This window comes from Pseudomonas sp. FW305-7, assembly GCF_058786735.1.
This window is the reverse complement of record NZ_JBYSZA010000002.1, coordinates 47,913-64,141: the sequence shown is the minus strand read 5'-3', so window position 1 is coordinate 64,141 and position 16,229 is coordinate 47,913. Positions and strand designations below refer to the sequence as shown.

15 protein-coding genes are annotated in these 16,229 nt (G+C 60.2%); 9 read left to right on the top strand and 6 right to left on the bottom strand.

What is annotated here, in order from left to right:
• Positions 1–23 precede the first annotated feature (23 nt).
• The 3 genes from AC3WMT_RS03360 to AC3WMT_RS03350 are packed head-to-tail and all read left to right on the top strand — an operon-like array spanning position 24 to position 3,671.
• A complete protein-coding gene (locus tag AC3WMT_RS03360) occupies positions 24–1,118 on the top strand; it encodes a DUF3419 family protein (protein ID WP_103302888.1) in 1,095 nt (364 codons plus the stop codon).
• A complete protein-coding gene (locus AC3WMT_RS03355) occupies positions 1,115–2,383 on the top strand; it encodes an aminotransferase class I/II-fold pyridoxal phosphate-dependent enzyme (RefSeq protein WP_103302889.1) in 1,269 nt (422 codons plus the stop codon). The genes AC3WMT_RS03360 and AC3WMT_RS03355 overlap by 4 nt, the downstream gene beginning before the upstream one ends.
• Positions 2,340–3,671 carry a phenylacetate--CoA ligase family protein gene (locus AC3WMT_RS03350; protein WP_256583479.1) on the top strand — a complete coding sequence of 444 codons (1,332 nt, stop codon included), beginning with the start codon at positions 2,340–2,342 and terminating at the stop codon, positions 3,669–3,671. Before AC3WMT_RS03355 ends, AC3WMT_RS03350 begins: the two co-directional genes overlap by 44 nt.
• 7 nt (positions 3,672–3,678) lie before the next feature.
• Here AC3WMT_RS03350 and AC3WMT_RS03345 read toward each other — a convergent pair whose 3' ends face one another.
• Complete coding sequence (locus AC3WMT_RS03345; protein WP_103302890.1) at positions 3,679–4,656, bottom strand: NADPH:quinone reductase; 978 nt, start codon at positions 4,654–4,656, stop codon at positions 3,679–3,681.
• Between the two features lie 162 nt (positions 4,657–4,818).
• On the opposite strand from AC3WMT_RS03345, the gene hemF reads away from it, so the two are divergent.
• Both hemF and aroE read left to right on the top strand, forming a co-directional pair.
• Positions 4,819–5,733: an oxygen-dependent coproporphyrinogen oxidase gene (gene hemF, locus AC3WMT_RS03340; RefSeq protein ID WP_103302891.1), complete on the top strand. Its 915-nt coding sequence runs from the start codon at positions 4,819–4,821 to the stop codon at positions 5,731–5,733.
• A gap of 9 nt (positions 5,734–5,742) precedes the next feature.
• Positions 5,743–6,564 carry a shikimate dehydrogenase gene (gene aroE, locus AC3WMT_RS03335; RefSeq protein WP_103302892.1) on the top strand — a complete coding sequence of 274 codons (822 nt, stop codon included), beginning with the start codon at positions 5,743–5,745 and terminating at the stop codon, positions 6,562–6,564.
• A 91-nt stretch (positions 6,565–6,655) separates the two neighbouring features.
• Here the strand turns inward: aroE and AC3WMT_RS03330 are convergent, their stop codons facing one another.
• The 3 genes from AC3WMT_RS03330 to betC form a co-directional block, all read right to left on the bottom strand.
• A complete protein-coding gene (locus AC3WMT_RS03330; protein WP_103302893.1) occupies positions 6,656–8,224 on the bottom strand; it encodes a SulP family inorganic anion transporter in 1,569 nt (522 codons plus the stop codon).
• Between the two features lie 170 nt (positions 8,225–8,394).
• Positions 8,395–9,315: a choline ABC transporter substrate-binding protein gene (gene choX / locus AC3WMT_RS03325; RefSeq protein ID WP_103302894.1), complete on the bottom strand. Its 921-nt coding sequence runs from the start codon at positions 9,313–9,315 to the stop codon at positions 8,395–8,397.
• 16 nt (positions 9,316–9,331) lie between these two features.
• Positions 9,332–10,846 (bottom strand): choline-sulfatase, encoded by a 1,515-nt coding sequence (betC, locus tag AC3WMT_RS03320; RefSeq protein ID WP_103302895.1) that lies wholly within the window; start codon positions 10,844–10,846, stop codon positions 9,332–9,334.
• 114 nt (positions 10,847–10,960) lie between these two features.
• Between betC and AC3WMT_RS03315 the strand changes: the two genes are divergently transcribed.
• A complete protein-coding gene (locus AC3WMT_RS03315) occupies positions 10,961–11,911 on the top strand; it encodes a choline sulfate utilization transcriptional regulator (protein WP_103302896.1) in 951 nt (316 codons plus the stop codon).
• Between the two features lie 4 nt (positions 11,912–11,915).
• Here the strand turns inward: AC3WMT_RS03315 and AC3WMT_RS03310 are convergent, their stop codons facing one another.
• Positions 11,916–12,578 carry an NAD(P)-dependent oxidoreductase gene (locus AC3WMT_RS03310; RefSeq protein ID WP_103302897.1) on the bottom strand — a complete coding sequence of 221 codons (663 nt, stop codon included), beginning with the start codon at positions 12,576–12,578 and terminating at the stop codon, positions 11,916–11,918.
• A gap of 84 nt (positions 12,579–12,662) precedes the next feature.
• Here AC3WMT_RS03310 and AC3WMT_RS03305 point away from each other — a divergent pair, with 84 nt between their 5' ends.
• A complete protein-coding gene (locus AC3WMT_RS03305; RefSeq protein ID WP_103302898.1) occupies positions 12,663–12,989 on the top strand; it encodes a DOPA 4,5-dioxygenase family protein in 327 nt (108 codons plus the stop codon).
• A gap of 16 nt (positions 12,990–13,005) precedes the next feature.
• On the opposite strand, the gene AC3WMT_RS03300 is transcribed toward AC3WMT_RS03305, so the two are convergent.
• Entirely contained in the window at positions 13,006–13,407 is a 402-nt protein-coding gene (locus AC3WMT_RS03300; protein WP_103302899.1) for a GFA family protein, read from the bottom strand.
• A 319-nt stretch (positions 13,408–13,726) separates the two neighbouring features.
• Between AC3WMT_RS03300 and AC3WMT_RS03295 the strand changes: the two genes are divergently transcribed.
• Both AC3WMT_RS03295 and AC3WMT_RS03290 read left to right on the top strand, forming a co-directional pair.
• Entirely contained in the window at positions 13,727–15,034 is a 1,308-nt protein-coding gene (locus tag AC3WMT_RS03295) for a CitMHS family transporter (RefSeq protein WP_103302900.1), read from the top strand.
• A gap of 85 nt (positions 15,035–15,119) precedes the next feature.
• Entirely contained in the window at positions 15,120–15,887 is a 768-nt protein-coding gene (locus AC3WMT_RS03290) for a TerC family protein (protein ID WP_103302901.1), read from the top strand.
• The last annotated feature ends 342 nt before the right edge of the window (positions 15,888–16,229 follow it).

The following is a 16,229-nucleotide window of genomic DNA, read 5'->3' as shown; positions in this document are numbered from 1 at the left end:
CCGATGGGTGCCGGGAGGCAGGCATGGCTGACTACTTCCAGCAATTGAACTCCGCACTGGGGGATGAAGACTCCGCGCTGGAATACGCGATCCTGCCCGCACGTGCCAAGCATGTGATGGGCATCGCCGGGAGTGGCGGACGGCTGTTGCCGCTGTTGGCCCGCAGTCCGGCGCGCATGACCTGTACCGATATCAGCGCGCCGCAACTGGCGTACACGCGGTTACGATTTGCCCTGCTGGAACAGACCGATCACGAAACGTTCATGGATTTCATGGGGTACCGGGCGGGGACTCTGGTGTCACGACGCCAATCCATCCTGCAGCAACTCAACGTACCGCGAGCCGATCGGCGCTGGCTGGCGGAGTTGTTCCAGGCCCGTCAATGGCAAGCGCCGATCTACATGGGGGCGTTCGAGCAAACCCTACAGCGGTTGGCGAAGATCAACCGGCTATTTACTGGCAAGGCGGGTCGGGAGATTTTTCAGTGCCGGGACCTCGACGAGCAAACGAACTATTACCGAACCCGTTTCCCTCTGAAGCGCTGGCGGGCGGTGATTGCGTTGTTGGGCAACGCAGCGGTGCTCAACTCGCTGCTGTACAAGGGCTCGTTTCCTCGCAACAACCTGGGTATCAGTTCTCGCGAGGTGTACCTGGGGATTTTCCATGCCCTGTTCACCACGCAAGTCGTGCGTGAGAGCTTTTTCCTGCAAATGCTGTTTTTCGGTGAACTGCGCGACCCGCAAGGTTTCCCGCTGGAGTGCGAGCCGGAAATTTTCCACAAGGCCCGTGAAGCTCTTCAACAGTGCGAGTTGCGGGTGGTGCAGGCCGACATCCTCGATTGCGCCGCCAACCACACGGATATCGATTTCGTCTCGCTCTCGGACGTGCCTTCCTTCATGCCCAAGGCCACCGGTGCCAGCGTCTTGCAGCGCTTGCGCCCGTCATTGGCCGAGGAAGCGCTGACGGTCATCCGTGCCCATTTGCATGTTGTCCGGCCCGATTGTGCAGGTTTCTGCGATACCACCGCCGAATACCAGGCAGCGATTGCACGAGAGAAAACCCAGCTCTGGCGTGTGCAGGTCTATCGCCGGACGACATCTTTGCAGGCATCCCGATGAATACTCAGCAACCGACCGTCAATTGGGTAAAAAACCGTGTCAGACAGGCGCGCGCCGATCAGCAGCAGTTGTTCGATTCCGGGCTCAACCGCTTGGAGCTGGTCAGGCGCGAGGGCAAGGACATTGAGTTGAGCAGCGGAGAACGGCTGACCGAGTTCCTCTCATGCTCTTACCTGGGACTGGAGTGTGATCCACGCCTGATTCACAGTGCGGTGAGCGCCGTGAAATCCTTTGGTGTGCAGTTTGCCGCCGCACGCACCCGAGCCCTGCTGCCGCCCATGCTTGAGCTGGATGAGCAGTTGAACCAGATATTTCAGGGGCACACGGTCACCTTCAACTCGGTGGGCAGTGCGCATCTGGGCTGTCTGCCTTTGCTGGGTTCTGGCGAGTTGCCGTCCTACCCGTTACGGCGTGGTCCTTGCTGGATCGTCGACCGGGCGGCGCATGCCTCGATGCAAGTGCTGCAAGGGATTCTGTGGCAGTTCGGGCCCGTCCAGCGTTGCGATTGCAGTGATGTGGAGCAAGTCGAGCAGGCCTGCTCCACTGCGGTAGCCGCTGGCAATACTCCGATCATCCTGACCGACAGCATTGGCTCGATGCGAGGTGTGTATCCGATCAATCGAATGCTGCAACTGGCTGAGCGCTTTGAGGGATATCTGTATGCGGATGATGCTCACGGCACCTCGATCCACGGCACGTCAGGGGGTGGTTATGCACTCGCCGCGGCCGATGCGCGACTGCGTCATCGCTTGATCCTTCTGTCTTCGCTGTCCAAGGCGTTTGGTGCGACGGGCGGGGCGATTACCGTGCTGACCGCCGCCGATGCCGAGATGATCAGACGCCATGCGTCGACCTATACCTTCGGCGGGCCACTGTCGATGGGCGGCGTTGGCGCGGCGGTCGCCTCCGGGGACATTCACCTGTCGCCTGAGCTCGGGCTATTACAGGCGGCACTGTGGCGAAATGTGGCCGTGATCGACGCTTTGCTCGGCCCGGTGCTGGGTAACCATGAAGTCGCCTCGCCTATTCGTTTTGTCCGTGTCGGCGCCGAGCGCGATGCGATCAATCTGGCGCTGCACCTGCGGCGGCAGGGCATTGCGGTCACCACCGCACTGTTTCCGGTGGTGGCCAAAGGTGAGGCGATTCTGCGTCTGGCCATCAGTGCGATCCACAGTCAGACCCAGTTGGAATGTCTGGCCAATGCCATCACGGACGGATTCGATGAGTTGGGCATTCGTCAGGGAGGGCGCGGCGATGAACATTGATCCGACAGTCCCGCCCGATCAGGCCTTTGCGCGCAAACTTGCCAATGCGCGGTCACTGCCGTGGTTCTGTAAATTGTGTCCGCAGATCCTGCAGGTGCAGACCCGGGAAGACCTGCATCGCCTGCCGATCCAAGCCGTGGAAGATGAACACGGTGGTGTGTTGTTTTCCGCGCTGGGCGAGGCTTCGCACCGTGCGCTGGGTGGCGGGCTGACCCTGACGTCGGGAGGCAGCACCGGCAACCGTAAACACATCACCCATTCCTGGGCATTCAACGCGAGCATCGTGCCTTTGGGTGCGAGGATGTTCGGTGTGGCGGATGAACGTCCCGGAGTGGTCATCAACTGCCTGACCGCCGGCGAGATGCAGGGCGCTTTTCAGCACGCCGCAGCCATCGTCGAGCACATCGGTGCGCGCCTGTTGCCCGCTGGAGCATTGATGGGCGTTCAGCGGATTGCCGAGCTGATTCAGTCGCAAACGGCCGATGCGTTGATGTGCACCCCTTCCTTTGCGGCGGCTCTTTTCAACCACGACGATATTGATACAGAGCAATTGGCCAGTCTGCGATGGCTCTACTACATCGGGGAGCCATGCAGTCAGCGGCTGCGCGATCAATTGGCGCGGGACTGGCCCGCGATAAAAATTCGGTCGCTGGGCTACAGCTCGACGGAGACCGGCCCCATCGGCTTTCAGTGCGCTCATCTTGAGCACGGGTTCTATCATCTGCACGCCGACGCCATGCTGCTCGAAGTGGTTGATCCACTGACCCTGCAAGCAGTGGCCGAAGGTGAGCGCGGCGAGTTTTTGCTGACATCCCTGCTGCCAGATCATGTGCCGCTGTTGCGGTATCGGATTGGTGATCGTGGGCGGGTGCTGCGTAATGTGGCGAAGTGTGCCTGTGGCAGCACACTGCCCGTGCTGCAACTCGAGGGGAGGGTCGAAACCACGATCAAACTGGGCGGTGCGATCGTCACGCAGCGGCAGGTCATGAGCGTACTCGCCCGGGCGCTGCCTGACCTGGACACCAGCGACGTTCAGGTACAGATCAATCGGCAGGCCAATGGTGCCCGCATGCGACTGGTGATCGCTCAGGACAAACTGCCTGCCCGTGCAGAAGTCGCCCTCGAACAGGCGTTGCAAAGCGAAGCGCAAGCCAGCGCTCTGCTCAGATTGCCTGGCGTGTTGGGATTGCGGGTACAGCGTCTTGACCGCAGTGGTTTCGAAACAACCTCTGCCGGCAAGACGCCATTTTTTATCGAGCTGGGCGTTACCCCGGACTCAGCGGGGTAACGTCGTGTCACGGCAGCAGGACGGTCGAGCCGGTGGTGCGCCGAGCCGACAACTCGGTCTGCGCCTTCGCTGCGTCAGCCAGTGGATAACGCTGGCTGATATCAACCTTGAGTTTGCCGCTGATGATCATTTCGAACAGCTCATCGGCCATGCGCTGCAGGTTTTCGGCGTTGTTGGCGTAGGTCGCCAGGGTCGGACGGGTCACGTAGAGCGAGCCCTTCGCCGAAAGGATGCCCAGATTCACGCCGTCCACTGCGCCAGAGGCATTACCGAAACTCACGACCAGACCGCGCGGCGACACGCTGTCCAGCGACGTCAGCCAGGTGTCTTTGCCGACGCCGTCGTAGACCACCGGGACTTTCTTGCCGTCGGTCAACTCCAGTACGCGTTCGGCAACATTTTCGTGGCTGTAGTCGATGGTTGCCCAGGCCCCGTTGGCCTTGGCCAGATCGGCTTTTTCTTTCGAGCTCACGGTGCCGATCAGCTTCACGCCCAACGCCTTGGCCCATTGGCAGGCCAACGAGCCGACGCCCCCGGCAGCGGCGTGGAACAGGATGGTTTCGCCACCCTTGAGTTCGTAGGTCTGGCGCAGCAGGTATTGCACGGTCAGGCCCTTGAGCATCACCCCGGCGGCGGTTTCAAAACTGATCTCGTCCGGCAGCTTCACTAGATTGGCTTCAGGCAGGACGTGCAATTCGCTGTAGGCGCCCAACGGGCCACTGCCGTACGCCACACGATCACCGACCTTGAAACGGGTGACGTCGCTGCCGACCGCATCAACGATGCCGGCGCCTTCAGCGCCCAAGCCAGACGGCAGGGCTGGCGGTGCATAGAGGCCGCTGCGGAAATAGGTGTCGATGAAGTTCAGGCCGATGGCCTTGTTGGCCACACGTACTTGATTGGGGCCGGGTGCCGCGGGTTGGTAGTCAACATATTCGAGCACTTCGGGACCGCCGTGGGCGCGGAACTGGATACGCTTTGCCATCTGCCTGCTCTCCTTGGGTCTTTTGCGAGGTCCCTATCCAACTCTCATGCTTGATCTTCGTCAACTGCGGCGCGCTTGCCTGCGGTGGTATGCTACGCGCCCATTTGCGCCGACCCCCGCCTGCGGGGCGCCGCGTAGTTATGCCCCGTTCAAGGTGAAGCCATGACGACCCGCACCGACGCCGTAAAGGCCTATCTGCTCGACCTGCAAGACCGCATCTGCGCCGCACTCGAAAACGAGGACGGCGGCACGCGTTTCGTCGAAGACGCCTGGACCCGGCCTGCCGGCGGTGGTGGTCGCACCCGCGTGATCGAGAACGGCACGCTGATCGAAAAGGGCGGCGTCAACTTTTCCCACGTCTTTGGCAGCGGTCTGCCACCCTCGGCCAGCGCCCATCGTCCGGAACTGGCCGGCCGTGGCTTCGAAGCCCTGGGTGTGTCGCTGGTGATTCACCCGCACAACCCACACGTGCCAACGTCCCACGCCAACGTGCGCTTTTTCATCGCCGAGAAGGAGGGCGAAGAGCCGGTCTGGTGGTTTGGCGGCGGCTTCGACCTGACCCCGTATTACGGCAATGAAGAAGACTGCATTCACTGGCACCGCGTCGCCGAGCAAGCCTGCGCGCCGTTCGGCCCGGACGTGTATCCGCGCTACAAGGCGTGGTGCGACACCTACTTCCACATCAAGCATCGCCACGAACCGCGCGGCATCGGCGGCCTGTTTTTCGATGACCTGAACGAGTGGGATTTCGACACCAGTTTCGCTTTCATGCGTGCCATCGGTGATGCCTACATCGACGCTTATCTGCCGATTGTGCAGCGCCGCAAGAACGATGCGTTCACCGCCCAGCAGCGCGAGTTCCAGGAATTCCGCCGTGGCCGTTACGTCGAGTTCAACCTGGTTTACGACCGTGGCACGCTGTTCGGTCTGCAATCGGGCGGGCGCACCGAGTCGATCCTCATGTCGCTGCCGCCGCAAGTGCGTTGGGGCTACGACTGGAAGGCCGAGCCTGGTAGCGAAGAGGCGCGCCTGACTGAATATTTCCTGCAAGACCGCGACTGGCTGGCCCAGGCCTGAGGACATCTGATGGATCGTTACGTCGTTTTCGGTAACCCGATCGGTCACAGCAAGTCGCCGATGATTCACAAACTGTTCGCTGAACAAACCGGGCAGAGCCTCGACTACAGCACCTTGCTGGCGCCGCTCGACGACTTCGCCGGTTGCGCCACGGCGTTTTTCCAGGAAGGTCGCGGTGCCAACGTCACCGTGCCGTTCAAGGAAGACGCTTACCGCCTGGCCAACAGCCTGACGGCGCGGGCACAACGCGCCGGCGCGGTGAACACCTTGAGCAAACTGGCTGACGGCTCGCTGCTCGGCGACAACACCGATGGCGCCGGACTGGTGCGTGATCTGACGGTGAATGCCGGGTTCAGTCTGACCGGTAAACGCATCCTGCTGCTCGGTGCTGGTGGCGCGGTGCGTGGGGCGCTGGAGCCGTTGCTCGCGGAGAAACCGGTGTCGGTGATCATCGCCAATCGCACGGTGGATAAAGCCGAGCTGCTGGCGGAACTGTTCTGCGATCTGGGCCCGGTGTCGGCCAGCGGCTTCGACTGGTTGCAGGAGCCGGTGGACGTGATCATCAACGCCACCTCCGCCAGCCTCACCGGTGAGGTGCCGCCGATTTCACCGAGCCTGATCGAGCCGGGCAAGACTCTGTGCTACGACATGATGTACGGCAAGGAACCGACTGCGTTCTGCCGTTGGGCCAGCGAGCATGGCGCAGCGGTGTCGATGGATGGCTTGGGGATGCTGGTCGAGCAGGCCGCAGAGGCATTCTTTTTGTGGCGCGGTGTGCGTCCTGACACGGCGCCTGTGCTTGCAGAATTGCGTCGGCAACTGGCCCTTTAAAAGCATCGCTGGCAAGCCAGCTCCCACAAGGATCACCTGAATCCCTGTGGGAGCTGGCTTGCCAGCGATTGAGTTCGACACGGATATCAGATCAATCCTCAAACCGGATCAGACATTTCTCCGGCCCTTCAAGCTTCCTCAACTCCTCCACCACCTGCGGCCGCGCCCGGCGCAAGGTCAGGCTGCGATCCTGGCTCAGCAAGCGCCGCGCCTCCTGATGCAGCATTTCCACTCCGGAATAGTCGATGAAGTTGATCTGCTGCGCCTCGATCACCACCCGCGCGCCGTGCAGGCGTTGCAGGCGCACTTGCAGGTAATGGCTGGCGCCGAAAAAGATCGAGCCGCCGACGCGCAGCACATCGTCCTCGCCATCGCGCCAATGCTGCACCCGTGGCTGCGAAGTGCGCTTGAGGTAAAAGAACAGCGACGCCAGCACCCCGGCATAAATCGCCGTCTGCAATTCCAGCAGCAACGTGGCGAGGCAGGTCAGGCCCATCACCACGAACTCGGCACGGCTGACCCGCAGCAATGCACGAATGCCTCGATGATCCACCAGCCCCCAGGCGATCAGCAAAATGCTGCCGGCCATGGCCGGGATCGGAATGTGCGCGATCAACCCGGCGCCGAAAATTGCGAACAGCGCGACCCAGATCGCCGAAAACATCCCGGCCAGCGGCGAGCACGCACCCGCCTCGTAACTCAACCCCGAGCGGGTAAATGATCCGGCGGACAACGATCCGGAAAAGAACGCCCCGACGATATTCGATAAACCCTGTGCGCGAACCTCCTGATTGGCATCGAGCAACTGCTGCGATCGCGCAGCAATCGAACGGGCAATCGACAGACTGGTGACCAGTCCGAGCATGCCCACCGCGATCGCACTCGGCAGCAGGCGCAGAATCATGTCGAGATCCAGCGGCAATCCACTGAACGGCGGCAACCGCCCCACAAAAGCACTGACCAGATGCACATGGCCGAACATCGCCGGCCACAGCCACACCACCAGACTGGCCAGCACTAACGTGATCAGCAGGGTCGGCCAGCGTGGCACCATTTGTTTCAGCACCACACCGACGAACACAGTTGCCACGCCAAGCAGCAATGAAGGTTTATCCACCGCCCGCCAATGCCCCAGCAGATCCATCAGGCTGGCGAGCGCCGTGGCTTTCGCTGGCAACTCAAGCCCCAGCAGATTCGGCAACTGCCCGATGGCAATCACTACTGCCGCGCCAAGGGTGAAACCGAGCACCACCGAATGCGAGACAAAATTCACCAGTGCGCCGAAACGCAGCAAGCCGAGCAACCACTGGAAAACCCCAGCGAGAAAGGTCAGCAGCAGAATCAGGGTGATGTAGTCCTGGGAGGCCGGCACGGCCAGCGGACTGACGCTGGCATACAGCACAATCGAAATCGCCGCCGTCGGGCCGCAGATCAGGTGCCACGAGGAACCCCACAGACAGGCGATCAGCACCGGAATGATGGCGGCGTAGAGGCCGTATTCGGGTGGGAGACCGGCGATCAAGGCGTAGGCAATCGACTGCGGTAACGCGAGAATCGCACCGCTGAGGCCGACGATCAGATCCCGTCCGACGCTGGCGCGGGTTTGCCGGGGCAGCCAGGTGAGGAAGGGAAGCAGTGAGCGGCGACTGGGGAAGGCCATGGGTCCTCGCGGTTGAAATTTTAAACAGGGTATCAGCCCTTACGCCGATCATTCCCACGCTCTGCGTGGGAATGCAGCCCGTGACGCTCCGCGTCCCATTCAAAGCCGAACGCGGAGCGTCCGTTGAGGCATTCCCACGCGGAGCGTGGGAACGATCTGTGCGCGCTAAATTAAAGCTTGGCTTTCACAGCAGGCAACGCATCCTTGCCATCAGCCGTCTTCACCCCATCCAGCCATTTGTCCAGCACCGCCGGATTCGCCTTGATCCACGCCTTCGCCGCATCTGCATTGCTGACCTTCTTGTTCACCACTTCGGCCATGATGCTGTTCTCCATCTCCTGAGTGAACGAAAGATTGGTCAGCAATTTACCCACGTTCGGGCAGGCCTCGGCGTAACCCTTGCGCGTCAGGGTAAACACGCTACCGGTGTCACCGAAGTATTTCTCGCCGCCCTTCAGGTAATGCATTTTCAGCTGCACGTTCATCGGGTGCGGCGTCCAGCCGAGGAAAGTCACGAATTTCTGTTTCTTCACCGCCCGCGAAACCTCGGCGAGCATCGCCTGTTCGCTGGACTCGATCAGCTTCCATTGACCCAGGTCGAAGTCGTTCTTCTTGATGATTTCCTGCAACGAGATGTTCGCTGGTGCGCCGGAGCCGATGCCGTAGATCTTGCGTTCGAACTTGTCGGCGTATTTGTTCAGGTCGGCAAAGTCATGCACACCCGCGTCCCATACGTAGTCCGGCACCGCCAGGGTGAACTCGGTGCCGTCGAGGTTTTTCGCCAGTTGCGTGACATCACCCGTGGCAACGAATTTGTCATAGAAGCCCTGCTGCGCCGGCATCCAGTTGCCGAGGAACACATCGACCTGGCCATCCTTCAAACCGCCGAAGGTGATCGGCACCGCGAGGGTGTCGACCTTGGCCTTGTAGCCCATGCCGTCCAGCAGAAAACTGGTGATGGCGTTGGTCGCGGCGATGTCGCTCCAGCCGGGGTCGGCCATTTTCACCGTCTCGCAGCTTTGCTCGGCGAATACCGATCCGCTGGCCAGCGCCAATATGCTGATCGTCAGTGCTGTGGATAACTTGCGCATGGACTTCCCCTTAACATTATTGGTTTTGGCAGGGTTGTGGATAACGGGCCTTGCGTTCCAGATCGTCGAGGTCGATGTGGTTGCGCATGTACTGCTGACTGGCGTCGACCAGCGGCTGGTGATCCCAGCTCTTCAGCTTGCCGATGGTCAACGCATCGGCGACAAATCGGCGGCGGCGCTGGCTGGCGAGCACAGCGCAGTGAATGGCCGGGATGTCCCACTTGGCTCGCGCTTCGGCGAGAAAATCGTCGAACAGCGAACGATGTTGCGGCGAATGGCTGAGTTCTTCCAGTTCACGCGGATCGTTGTGCACATCGAAGAGTAGGCAAGGGTCGCTTTCACTGTAGATAAATTTGTAGGCGCCGCGACGGATCATCATCAGCGGGCTGATCGTGCCTTCGGCCATGTATTCGCCGAAAACTTCGTCGTGGCCGCCCTGCCCTTGCAGATGCGGCATCAGCGAACGGCCATCCAGCGGCAAGCCCGGTTCCAGCGTGCCGCCGGCCAGTTCGACGAACGTGGGTAATAGATCGGCGGTGGATACGGCGGCGCTGATGCGGCCCGCTCCGAACTGCCCCGGCGCACTTATCAACAGGGGCACGCGGGCCGCCATTTCAAACCAGTGCATTTTGTACCAGAGACCTTTTTCGCCAAGCATGTCGCCGTGATCGCCGGAGAAAACGATGACGGTGTCGTCAATCAGCCCGGTTTCTTCGAGAGTTTGCAGAAGTTTGCCGACGTTGGCGTCGATGTAGCTGCACGCACCGAAGTACGCACGGCGCGCGTCGCGGATCTTATCCACAGGCAGCGGCTTGTCCCATAGGTCGTAGACTTTGAGCAAACGCTGAGAATGCGGATCGAGTTCGTGTTGATCCGGCGTCGTAGGCAAGGGGATATCGGCGTCGTCGTACAAATCCCAGAAAGCCTTGGGAATCGTGTACGGGTCGTGTGGGTGAGTCATCGATACGGTCAGGCAGAACGGTTGATCGCCGTCCTCGCGGATGTGATCGAACAGGTATTGCTGAGCCTTGAACACCACCTCTTCATCGAAGTCGAGCTGGTTGGTGCGTACGCACGGCCCGGCTTGCAGTACCGAAGACATGTTGTGATACCAGCTCGGCCGCACATCGGGCTCATCCCAGTTCACTGCCCAGCCGTAATCGGCCGGGTAGATGTCGCTGGTCAGGCGTTCCTCATAGCCGTGCAGTTGATCCGGGCCACAGAAATGCATCTTGCCCGACAGCGCGGTGCGGTAGCCGAGGCGGCGCAAGTAATGGGCATAGGTGGGAATGTCGGCGGGGAAATCGGCGGCATTGTCATAGGCGCCGATCTTGCTCGGCAACTGGCCGCTGACCAGGGTGAAGCGCGACGGTGCGCACAACGGGCTGTTGCAGTACGCGGCGTCAAACACCACGCCTTGGGCAGCGAGGCGGGAAAGATTGGGCAGTTTGATCGGCGAAGGGCCGTAGATCGGCAACATTGGCGCGGCCATCTGATCGGCCATGATGAAAAGAATATTCTTGCGCTTCATGTGATCGCGGCATTCCATAGTGAATATTTATGCGACATTGCTGCGATCGAGCATGGAGCCCATGCTGTATCCGGTAAAGCCCGCGCCGAACAATGACTAGGATAAGCACAGCTTATGTATGAGGCACTTGGTGATCTGTCGCTCGACCTGCTGCGCGCCTTCGAGGCCGCCGCTCGGCATCGCAGCTTTACTGCTGCGTCGGTAGAGCTTGGCACCACGCAACCGGCGATCAGTCAGCAGATCAAACGGTTGGAGGAACAGCTCGGCACTCGACTGTTTGATCGCATCTACAGAGGTATCGAGCTGACTGAAGTCGGGATAATCCTGTTCGAGCAAGTTACCCTCGGGTTGCAGAATATCGACGCAGGCTTGAGCGCAATCAGCGCACAGCAGCAACATGAGGTGCTGCAAGTCGCCACCGATTTCGCTTTCGCGGCCTACTGGCTGATGCCGCGCCTGCACCGCTTCCACGAAGCTAATCCTCACGTCGATGTCAGCCTGGTCACCAGTGAGCGCAACCACAATATGCTGCGCACCGATATCGATGTGGCGATTCTGTTTGGTGACGGGCGCTTCAAGCAGGGCGAAAGCCATTGGCTGTTCAGCGAGGAAGTGTTCCCGGTGTGCAGCCCGCAATTGCTCAAAAATCGCTCACTACCTCTGCCCGCTCAGGCCTTGCTGGAGTTTCCGCTACTGCACCTGCGCGGTGAAAACAGCAGCAACTGGTTCGACTGGAGTGGATTGTTTCGCGAACTCGGCATCACTACCCCGCCCGCCCCGGGTCAATTGCGTTTCGACAATTACACGCTGTTGATTCAAGCGGCGATTGGCGGCCAAGGCGTGGCGATTGGTTGGCGGCACCTTGTGGATAACTTATTGACCCAGGGTTTGTTATGTCGACCGATTGCCGAAACCACGTTGTCGCGGTTGGGCTATTACGTGGTGTTGCCCCAGCGCAAACGCCGGGGAGCATTGATCCAGCAGTTTGTCGATTGGTTGATGATGGAGCAGGCGAGCAGTGCCGAATCACTCAATGGACTCGCACTGCCTTCCATCGCCGTGTAGCGACCTATTCGCTAGCCGCGACGAAATTCACATGTTGGCCTACATGCAGATTCAGCCGCAGCTCATCGGCAATCCCCACAGCCACCCGATTCAAACGCTCCAGCGGCTCTGCCAGACCCGGTTCGAGATTGCTGCCGACTTGGCTGAAATGTTCAATCGTCAAACCTGCAACGCCGCGTGGTGCGTTGACCAGCGTCCAGTGCAGCGGGCTGCTTTGCAGTGCTTCGCGAATTTCCTCGGCGGCGTGGCGTTGCAGACGATCATCCAGATCCTGCTCGTCGAGCACGGCAAAATCACCCACCAGAAACAACCGCGAGACGTTGGCTGCCTGCAAACCATCGACCAATGAATCAACGGCCAATACCTGCTCCACGGGGCCCAGCAACACGGATCGTTCTATATGCTCGCTACTGAATGGCAGGCCCGGCGCATCAAGCAGACAGATCACTGCCGAACTGCCGGCCACGCTTTGATTGACCCGTTCGGAATCGAACAGATCGCCGCTTTTGGTACGTAAACCCGGACGCGGTGCGAGGGCGGTGAGGTCGTCGAGTATTGCGATCACTTCGTGCTGACGGCGCAGCAGTTCAGCCATCAACGCAGCGCCGAGGCTACTCATGGCACCATAGAGCACCACTTTTACCACCGGGGTTTCGGCATTTTTCATGGCTGATCCCTTTTTGTTTTCCCTTGTATGACGTGTGACACACGCTCAACGTCGAGGGTTCGAACCGATTTGCGAGGCTTTCAGATGCAAGCGATCAAGGGCTATCACGCCCACGTTTATTTCGATGCCGGCACGCTTGAGCAGGCGCGGGCCTTGTGTGAGCAGGCAGCACAATTGTTTGCGTTGAAAATGGGCCGCGTTCACGAGCGCCCGGTCGGCCCGCACCCGGACTGGAGCTGCCAACTGGCCTTCGGCCCGGAGCTGATCGGCGAGGTGTTGCCGTGGCTGGCGCTCAATCGCAACGGCCTGGTGGTGTTCCTGCACCCGGACACCGGCGATGACTTGCTCGACCACACCGAGCACGCGATCTGGATGGGCGCGATGCGGCCGCTGGATCTGTCTATTTTTTGAGCACTCTTTAGCCCGGCTAAAGCGTTTCCTCCGGCTCGCCCGGCAGGTGTTCGTCCAGATGCAGCCAAGGCAGTTGGCTGTCGGTCCAGATGTGCCGCTCGGCCGCTGCCTGCTCCGGGTGATCCAGCGTGGCAATGGTCACGTCGATGCTCTCAGGGCTGAGCAACGTCATCAGCGCCAGTTGCGCGCCGCAATTCGAGCAGAAGAACCGCGCGCAGCTGCTCGACGAGTCGTAGCTTGACGGCGTCCCGGCCAGCCATTGGAAATTCGCCGCCGGTACGGTGATCCATGTCGTGACGATGCCGCCGCTGACCTTGCGGCAGATCGAACAGTGGCAGTGCGCGATGTCGTGCAGTGCACCGCTGAACTGATAACGAATGTGTCGGCAATGGCAGCCACCGCTGTGCAATTCGTTCATCCTCAAAGCCCTCCTCCCCGTGTTCATTGACTCTAGTTCGCATCCGACGATCGGTTGACCGTTCATTCGAAGCTTTCATCAGCGAAAGCTGGCTGAAAGCTTGCCCCATTAGGATCGCCTCACTTCCGGCAAAAGACCGGTTGGCCAACGCATGTGATTGCTCGCACGCCAGGCCCAATTAACAACAACAATGGTGATTCTGATGTCCTCTGTAGCCCGCCTTCTCGCTCCCACTCCGCCCGTACGTCTCGTGCTTCCCGTTCTGCGCTGATCGCCCGATCTGCTCATTCCCTAGCCGCGCTACGCCTGGAGTATTCCCATGCTGACTTTCCTTGGCTTCGCCATGGTCATCACGTTCATGTTCCTGATCATGACCAAGCGCCTGTCCGCGCTGATCGCCCTGATCATCATTCCGATCATCTTCGCCCTGTTTGGCGGTTTCGCGCCGAAGATCGGCCCGATGATGCTCGAAGGTATTACCAAGCTCGCGCCGACCGGCGTGATGTTGATGTTCGCCATTCTCTACTTTGCCTTGATGATCGACTCCGGCCTGTTCGACCCGGCCGTGCGCAAGATCCTCAAACTGGTCAAGGGCGATCCGCTGAAGGTGTCGGTCGGTACCGCCGTACTGGCGCTGGTGGTTTCCCTCGACGGTGACGGCGCGACCACTTACATGATCTGCGTGGCCGCCATGCTGCCGCTGTACAGCCGTATCGGCATGAGCCCGCGAATCATGGCCGGCCTGATCATTCTGGCCGGTGGCGTGATGAACATGACCCCATGGGGCGGCCCGACTGCCCGTGCGGCGAGTGCGCTGCATGTCGATCCGTCGGATATCTTCGTACCGATGATCCCGGCCATGGCCGCCGGTGTGGTGGCGATCCTGGTGATTGCCTACTTCTACGGCAAGCGTGAGCGTGCGCGTCTGGGTGAGTTGCACCTGGCGGGCGACGAGATTGATCACAGCGAAATCAGCGTCTCGCAATTCCCGGATGCACGGCGTCCGAAACTGATCTGGTTCAACGGTGCGTTGACCTTCGGCCTGATGTGCACGCTGATCGCCGGCCTGCTGCCGCTGCCGGTGCTGTTCATGGTCGCGTTCAGTATCGCGATGATCGTCAACTACCCGTGCCTGCAAATGCAGAAGGATCGCGTCGCCGCCCACGCCGGTAGCGTGCTGGCAGTGGTCGGGCTGATCTTTGCCGCCGGTATCTTCACCGGTATCCTGTCGGGCACCGGCATGGTTGATGCGATGTCGAAAAGCCTGTTGGCGGTGATCCCGGATTTCCTCGGCCCGTACCTGGCCGTGATCACGGCGCTGGTGAGCATGCCGTTCACCTTCTTCATGTCCAACGACGCTTTTTACTATGGCGTGTTGCCGGTGTTGGCCGAGGCTGCCAGCCACTACGGAATCACTGCAGTGGAAATGGCCCGTGCCTCGATCGTCGGTCAGCCCGTCCACTTGCTGAGCCCATTGGTGCCATCGACCTATCTGTTGGTGGCCCTGGCCGGCATCGATTTCGGTGACCACCAGCGTTTCACCCTGAAATGGGCGATTCTGGTTTGTATCTGCATCCTGATTGCTGCACTGCTGTTGGGGACTTTCCCGGTGTTCAGCACTCTATAACCCCAAGACTCACCGTTTCGGGTCCTGGCTTCGCGGTTTGAAGCCCGGACCTTTTTCGGTTTAACACTCGTACAAAGGAATACACATGGATTGGCTGACCAACCCCGAAATCTGGGTTGCCTTCTTTACCCTGACTGCCCTGGAGATCGTCCTCGGCATTGATAACATCATCATGATTTCGATCCTGGTCAGCCGCATGCCCAAGCACATGCAGCAGCGCACCCGGATCTTCGGTCTTGGCCTGGCCATGATCACGCGGATCCTGTTGCTGCTGTCGATCACCTGGGTCATGCGCCTCACCGCCGACCTCTTCGAGGTGTTCGGCCAGGGCATTTCCGGCCGCGACCTGATCCTGTTCTTCGGTGGTCTGTTCCTGCTGTGGAAGAGCTCGCAAGAGATGTACCACGCGCTGGAAGGCGAAGACGAAAGCGACGACACGCCTGGCGGCAAGGGCGGCAACTTTCTCTACACCATCATCCAGATCGCGATCATCGACATCGTCTTCTCGCTGGACTCGGTGATCACCGCGGTCGGCATGGTCTCCCATGTGCCAGTGATGATCGCAGCGATCATCGTTGCCGTGCTGGTGATGATGCTGGCGTCGGGCAAGATCAGCGAATTCATCGACAAGCATCCGTCGCTGAAGATGCTGGCGCTGTCGTTCCTGCTGGTGGTCGGCACGGTGCTGATTGCCGAGTCGTTCGACGTGCATGTACCGAAAGGCTACGTCTACTTCGCGATGGCGTTCTCGCTGGCGGTTGAAGCGATCAACATCAAACTGCGCGGCGCAATGGCCAAGAAGAAAAAGCAGCAGGATCCGGTGAAACTGCGCAAGGACATCCCGGGCCAGTAATCGGGATTTCCAGCAGCGAGTACAAAACCTGTGGGAGCTGGCAAGCCAGACTCCCGCAGGTTTTTTCATGCACCGATAAATTTGCGTCAGTGCGCAAAACCTGTAGGAGTGAGCCTGCTCGCGATAGCGGTCTGTCAGTCAACAGCAATGTTGAGGCTGATGGCCCTATCGCGAGCAGGCTCACTCCTACATTTGTTTTGGGCAACATTCAAACACCGCGATCCCTGTGGGAGCTGGCTTGCCAGCGATAGTGGAGTGTCAGCGACGTCAATGGTTGCTGGACGGACGCCATCGCTGGCAAGCCAGCTCCCACAAGTGGCGGCGTTGATTTGGAAGGGGATG

Excerpts from the sequence above, each read along its gene's own strand:
- AC3WMT_RS03360 (WP_103302888.1), top strand. The coding sequence starts at position 24 with ATGGCTGACTACTTCCAGCAATTGAACTCCGCACTGGGGGATGAAGAC.
- AC3WMT_RS03355 (WP_103302889.1), top strand. The coding sequence starts at position 1,115 with ATGAATACTCAGCAACCGACCGTCAATTGGGTAAAAAACCGTGTCAGA.
- AC3WMT_RS03350 (WP_256583479.1), top strand. The coding sequence starts at position 2,340 with ATGAGTTGGGCATTCGTCAGGGAGGGCGCGGCGATGAACATTGATCCG.
- AC3WMT_RS03345 (WP_103302890.1), bottom strand. The coding sequence starts at position 4,656 with ATGGCAAAGCGTATCCAGTTCCGCGCCCACGGCGGTCCCGAAGTGCTC.
- hemF (WP_103302891.1), top strand. The coding sequence starts at position 4,819 with ATGACGACCCGCACCGACGCCGTAAAGGCCTATCTGCTCGACCTGCAA.
- aroE (WP_103302892.1), top strand. The coding sequence starts at position 5,743 with ATGGATCGTTACGTCGTTTTCGGTAACCCGATCGGTCACAGCAAGTCG.
- AC3WMT_RS03330 (WP_103302893.1), bottom strand. The coding sequence starts at position 8,224 with ATGGCCTTCCCCAGTCGCCGCTCACTGCTTCCCTTCCTCACCTGGCTG.
- choX (WP_103302894.1), bottom strand. The coding sequence starts at position 9,315 with ATGCGCAAGTTATCCACAGCACTGACGATCAGCATATTGGCGCTGGCC.
- betC (WP_103302895.1), bottom strand. The coding sequence starts at position 10,846 with ATGAAGCGCAAGAATATTCTTTTCATCATGGCCGATCAGATGGCCGCG.
- AC3WMT_RS03315 (WP_103302896.1), top strand. The coding sequence starts at position 10,961 with ATGTATGAGGCACTTGGTGATCTGTCGCTCGACCTGCTGCGCGCCTTC.
- AC3WMT_RS03310 (WP_103302897.1), bottom strand. The coding sequence starts at position 12,578 with ATGAAAAATGCCGAAACCCCGGTGGTAAAAGTGGTGCTCTATGGTGCC.
- AC3WMT_RS03305 (WP_103302898.1), top strand. The coding sequence starts at position 12,663 with ATGCAAGCGATCAAGGGCTATCACGCCCACGTTTATTTCGATGCCGGC.
- AC3WMT_RS03300 (WP_103302899.1), bottom strand. The coding sequence starts at position 13,407 with ATGAACGAATTGCACAGCGGTGGCTGCCATTGCCGACACATTCGTTAT.
- AC3WMT_RS03295 (WP_103302900.1), top strand. The coding sequence starts at position 13,727 with ATGCTGACTTTCCTTGGCTTCGCCATGGTCATCACGTTCATGTTCCTG.
- AC3WMT_RS03290 (WP_103302901.1), top strand. The coding sequence starts at position 15,120 with ATGGATTGGCTGACCAACCCCGAAATCTGGGTTGCCTTCTTTACCCTG.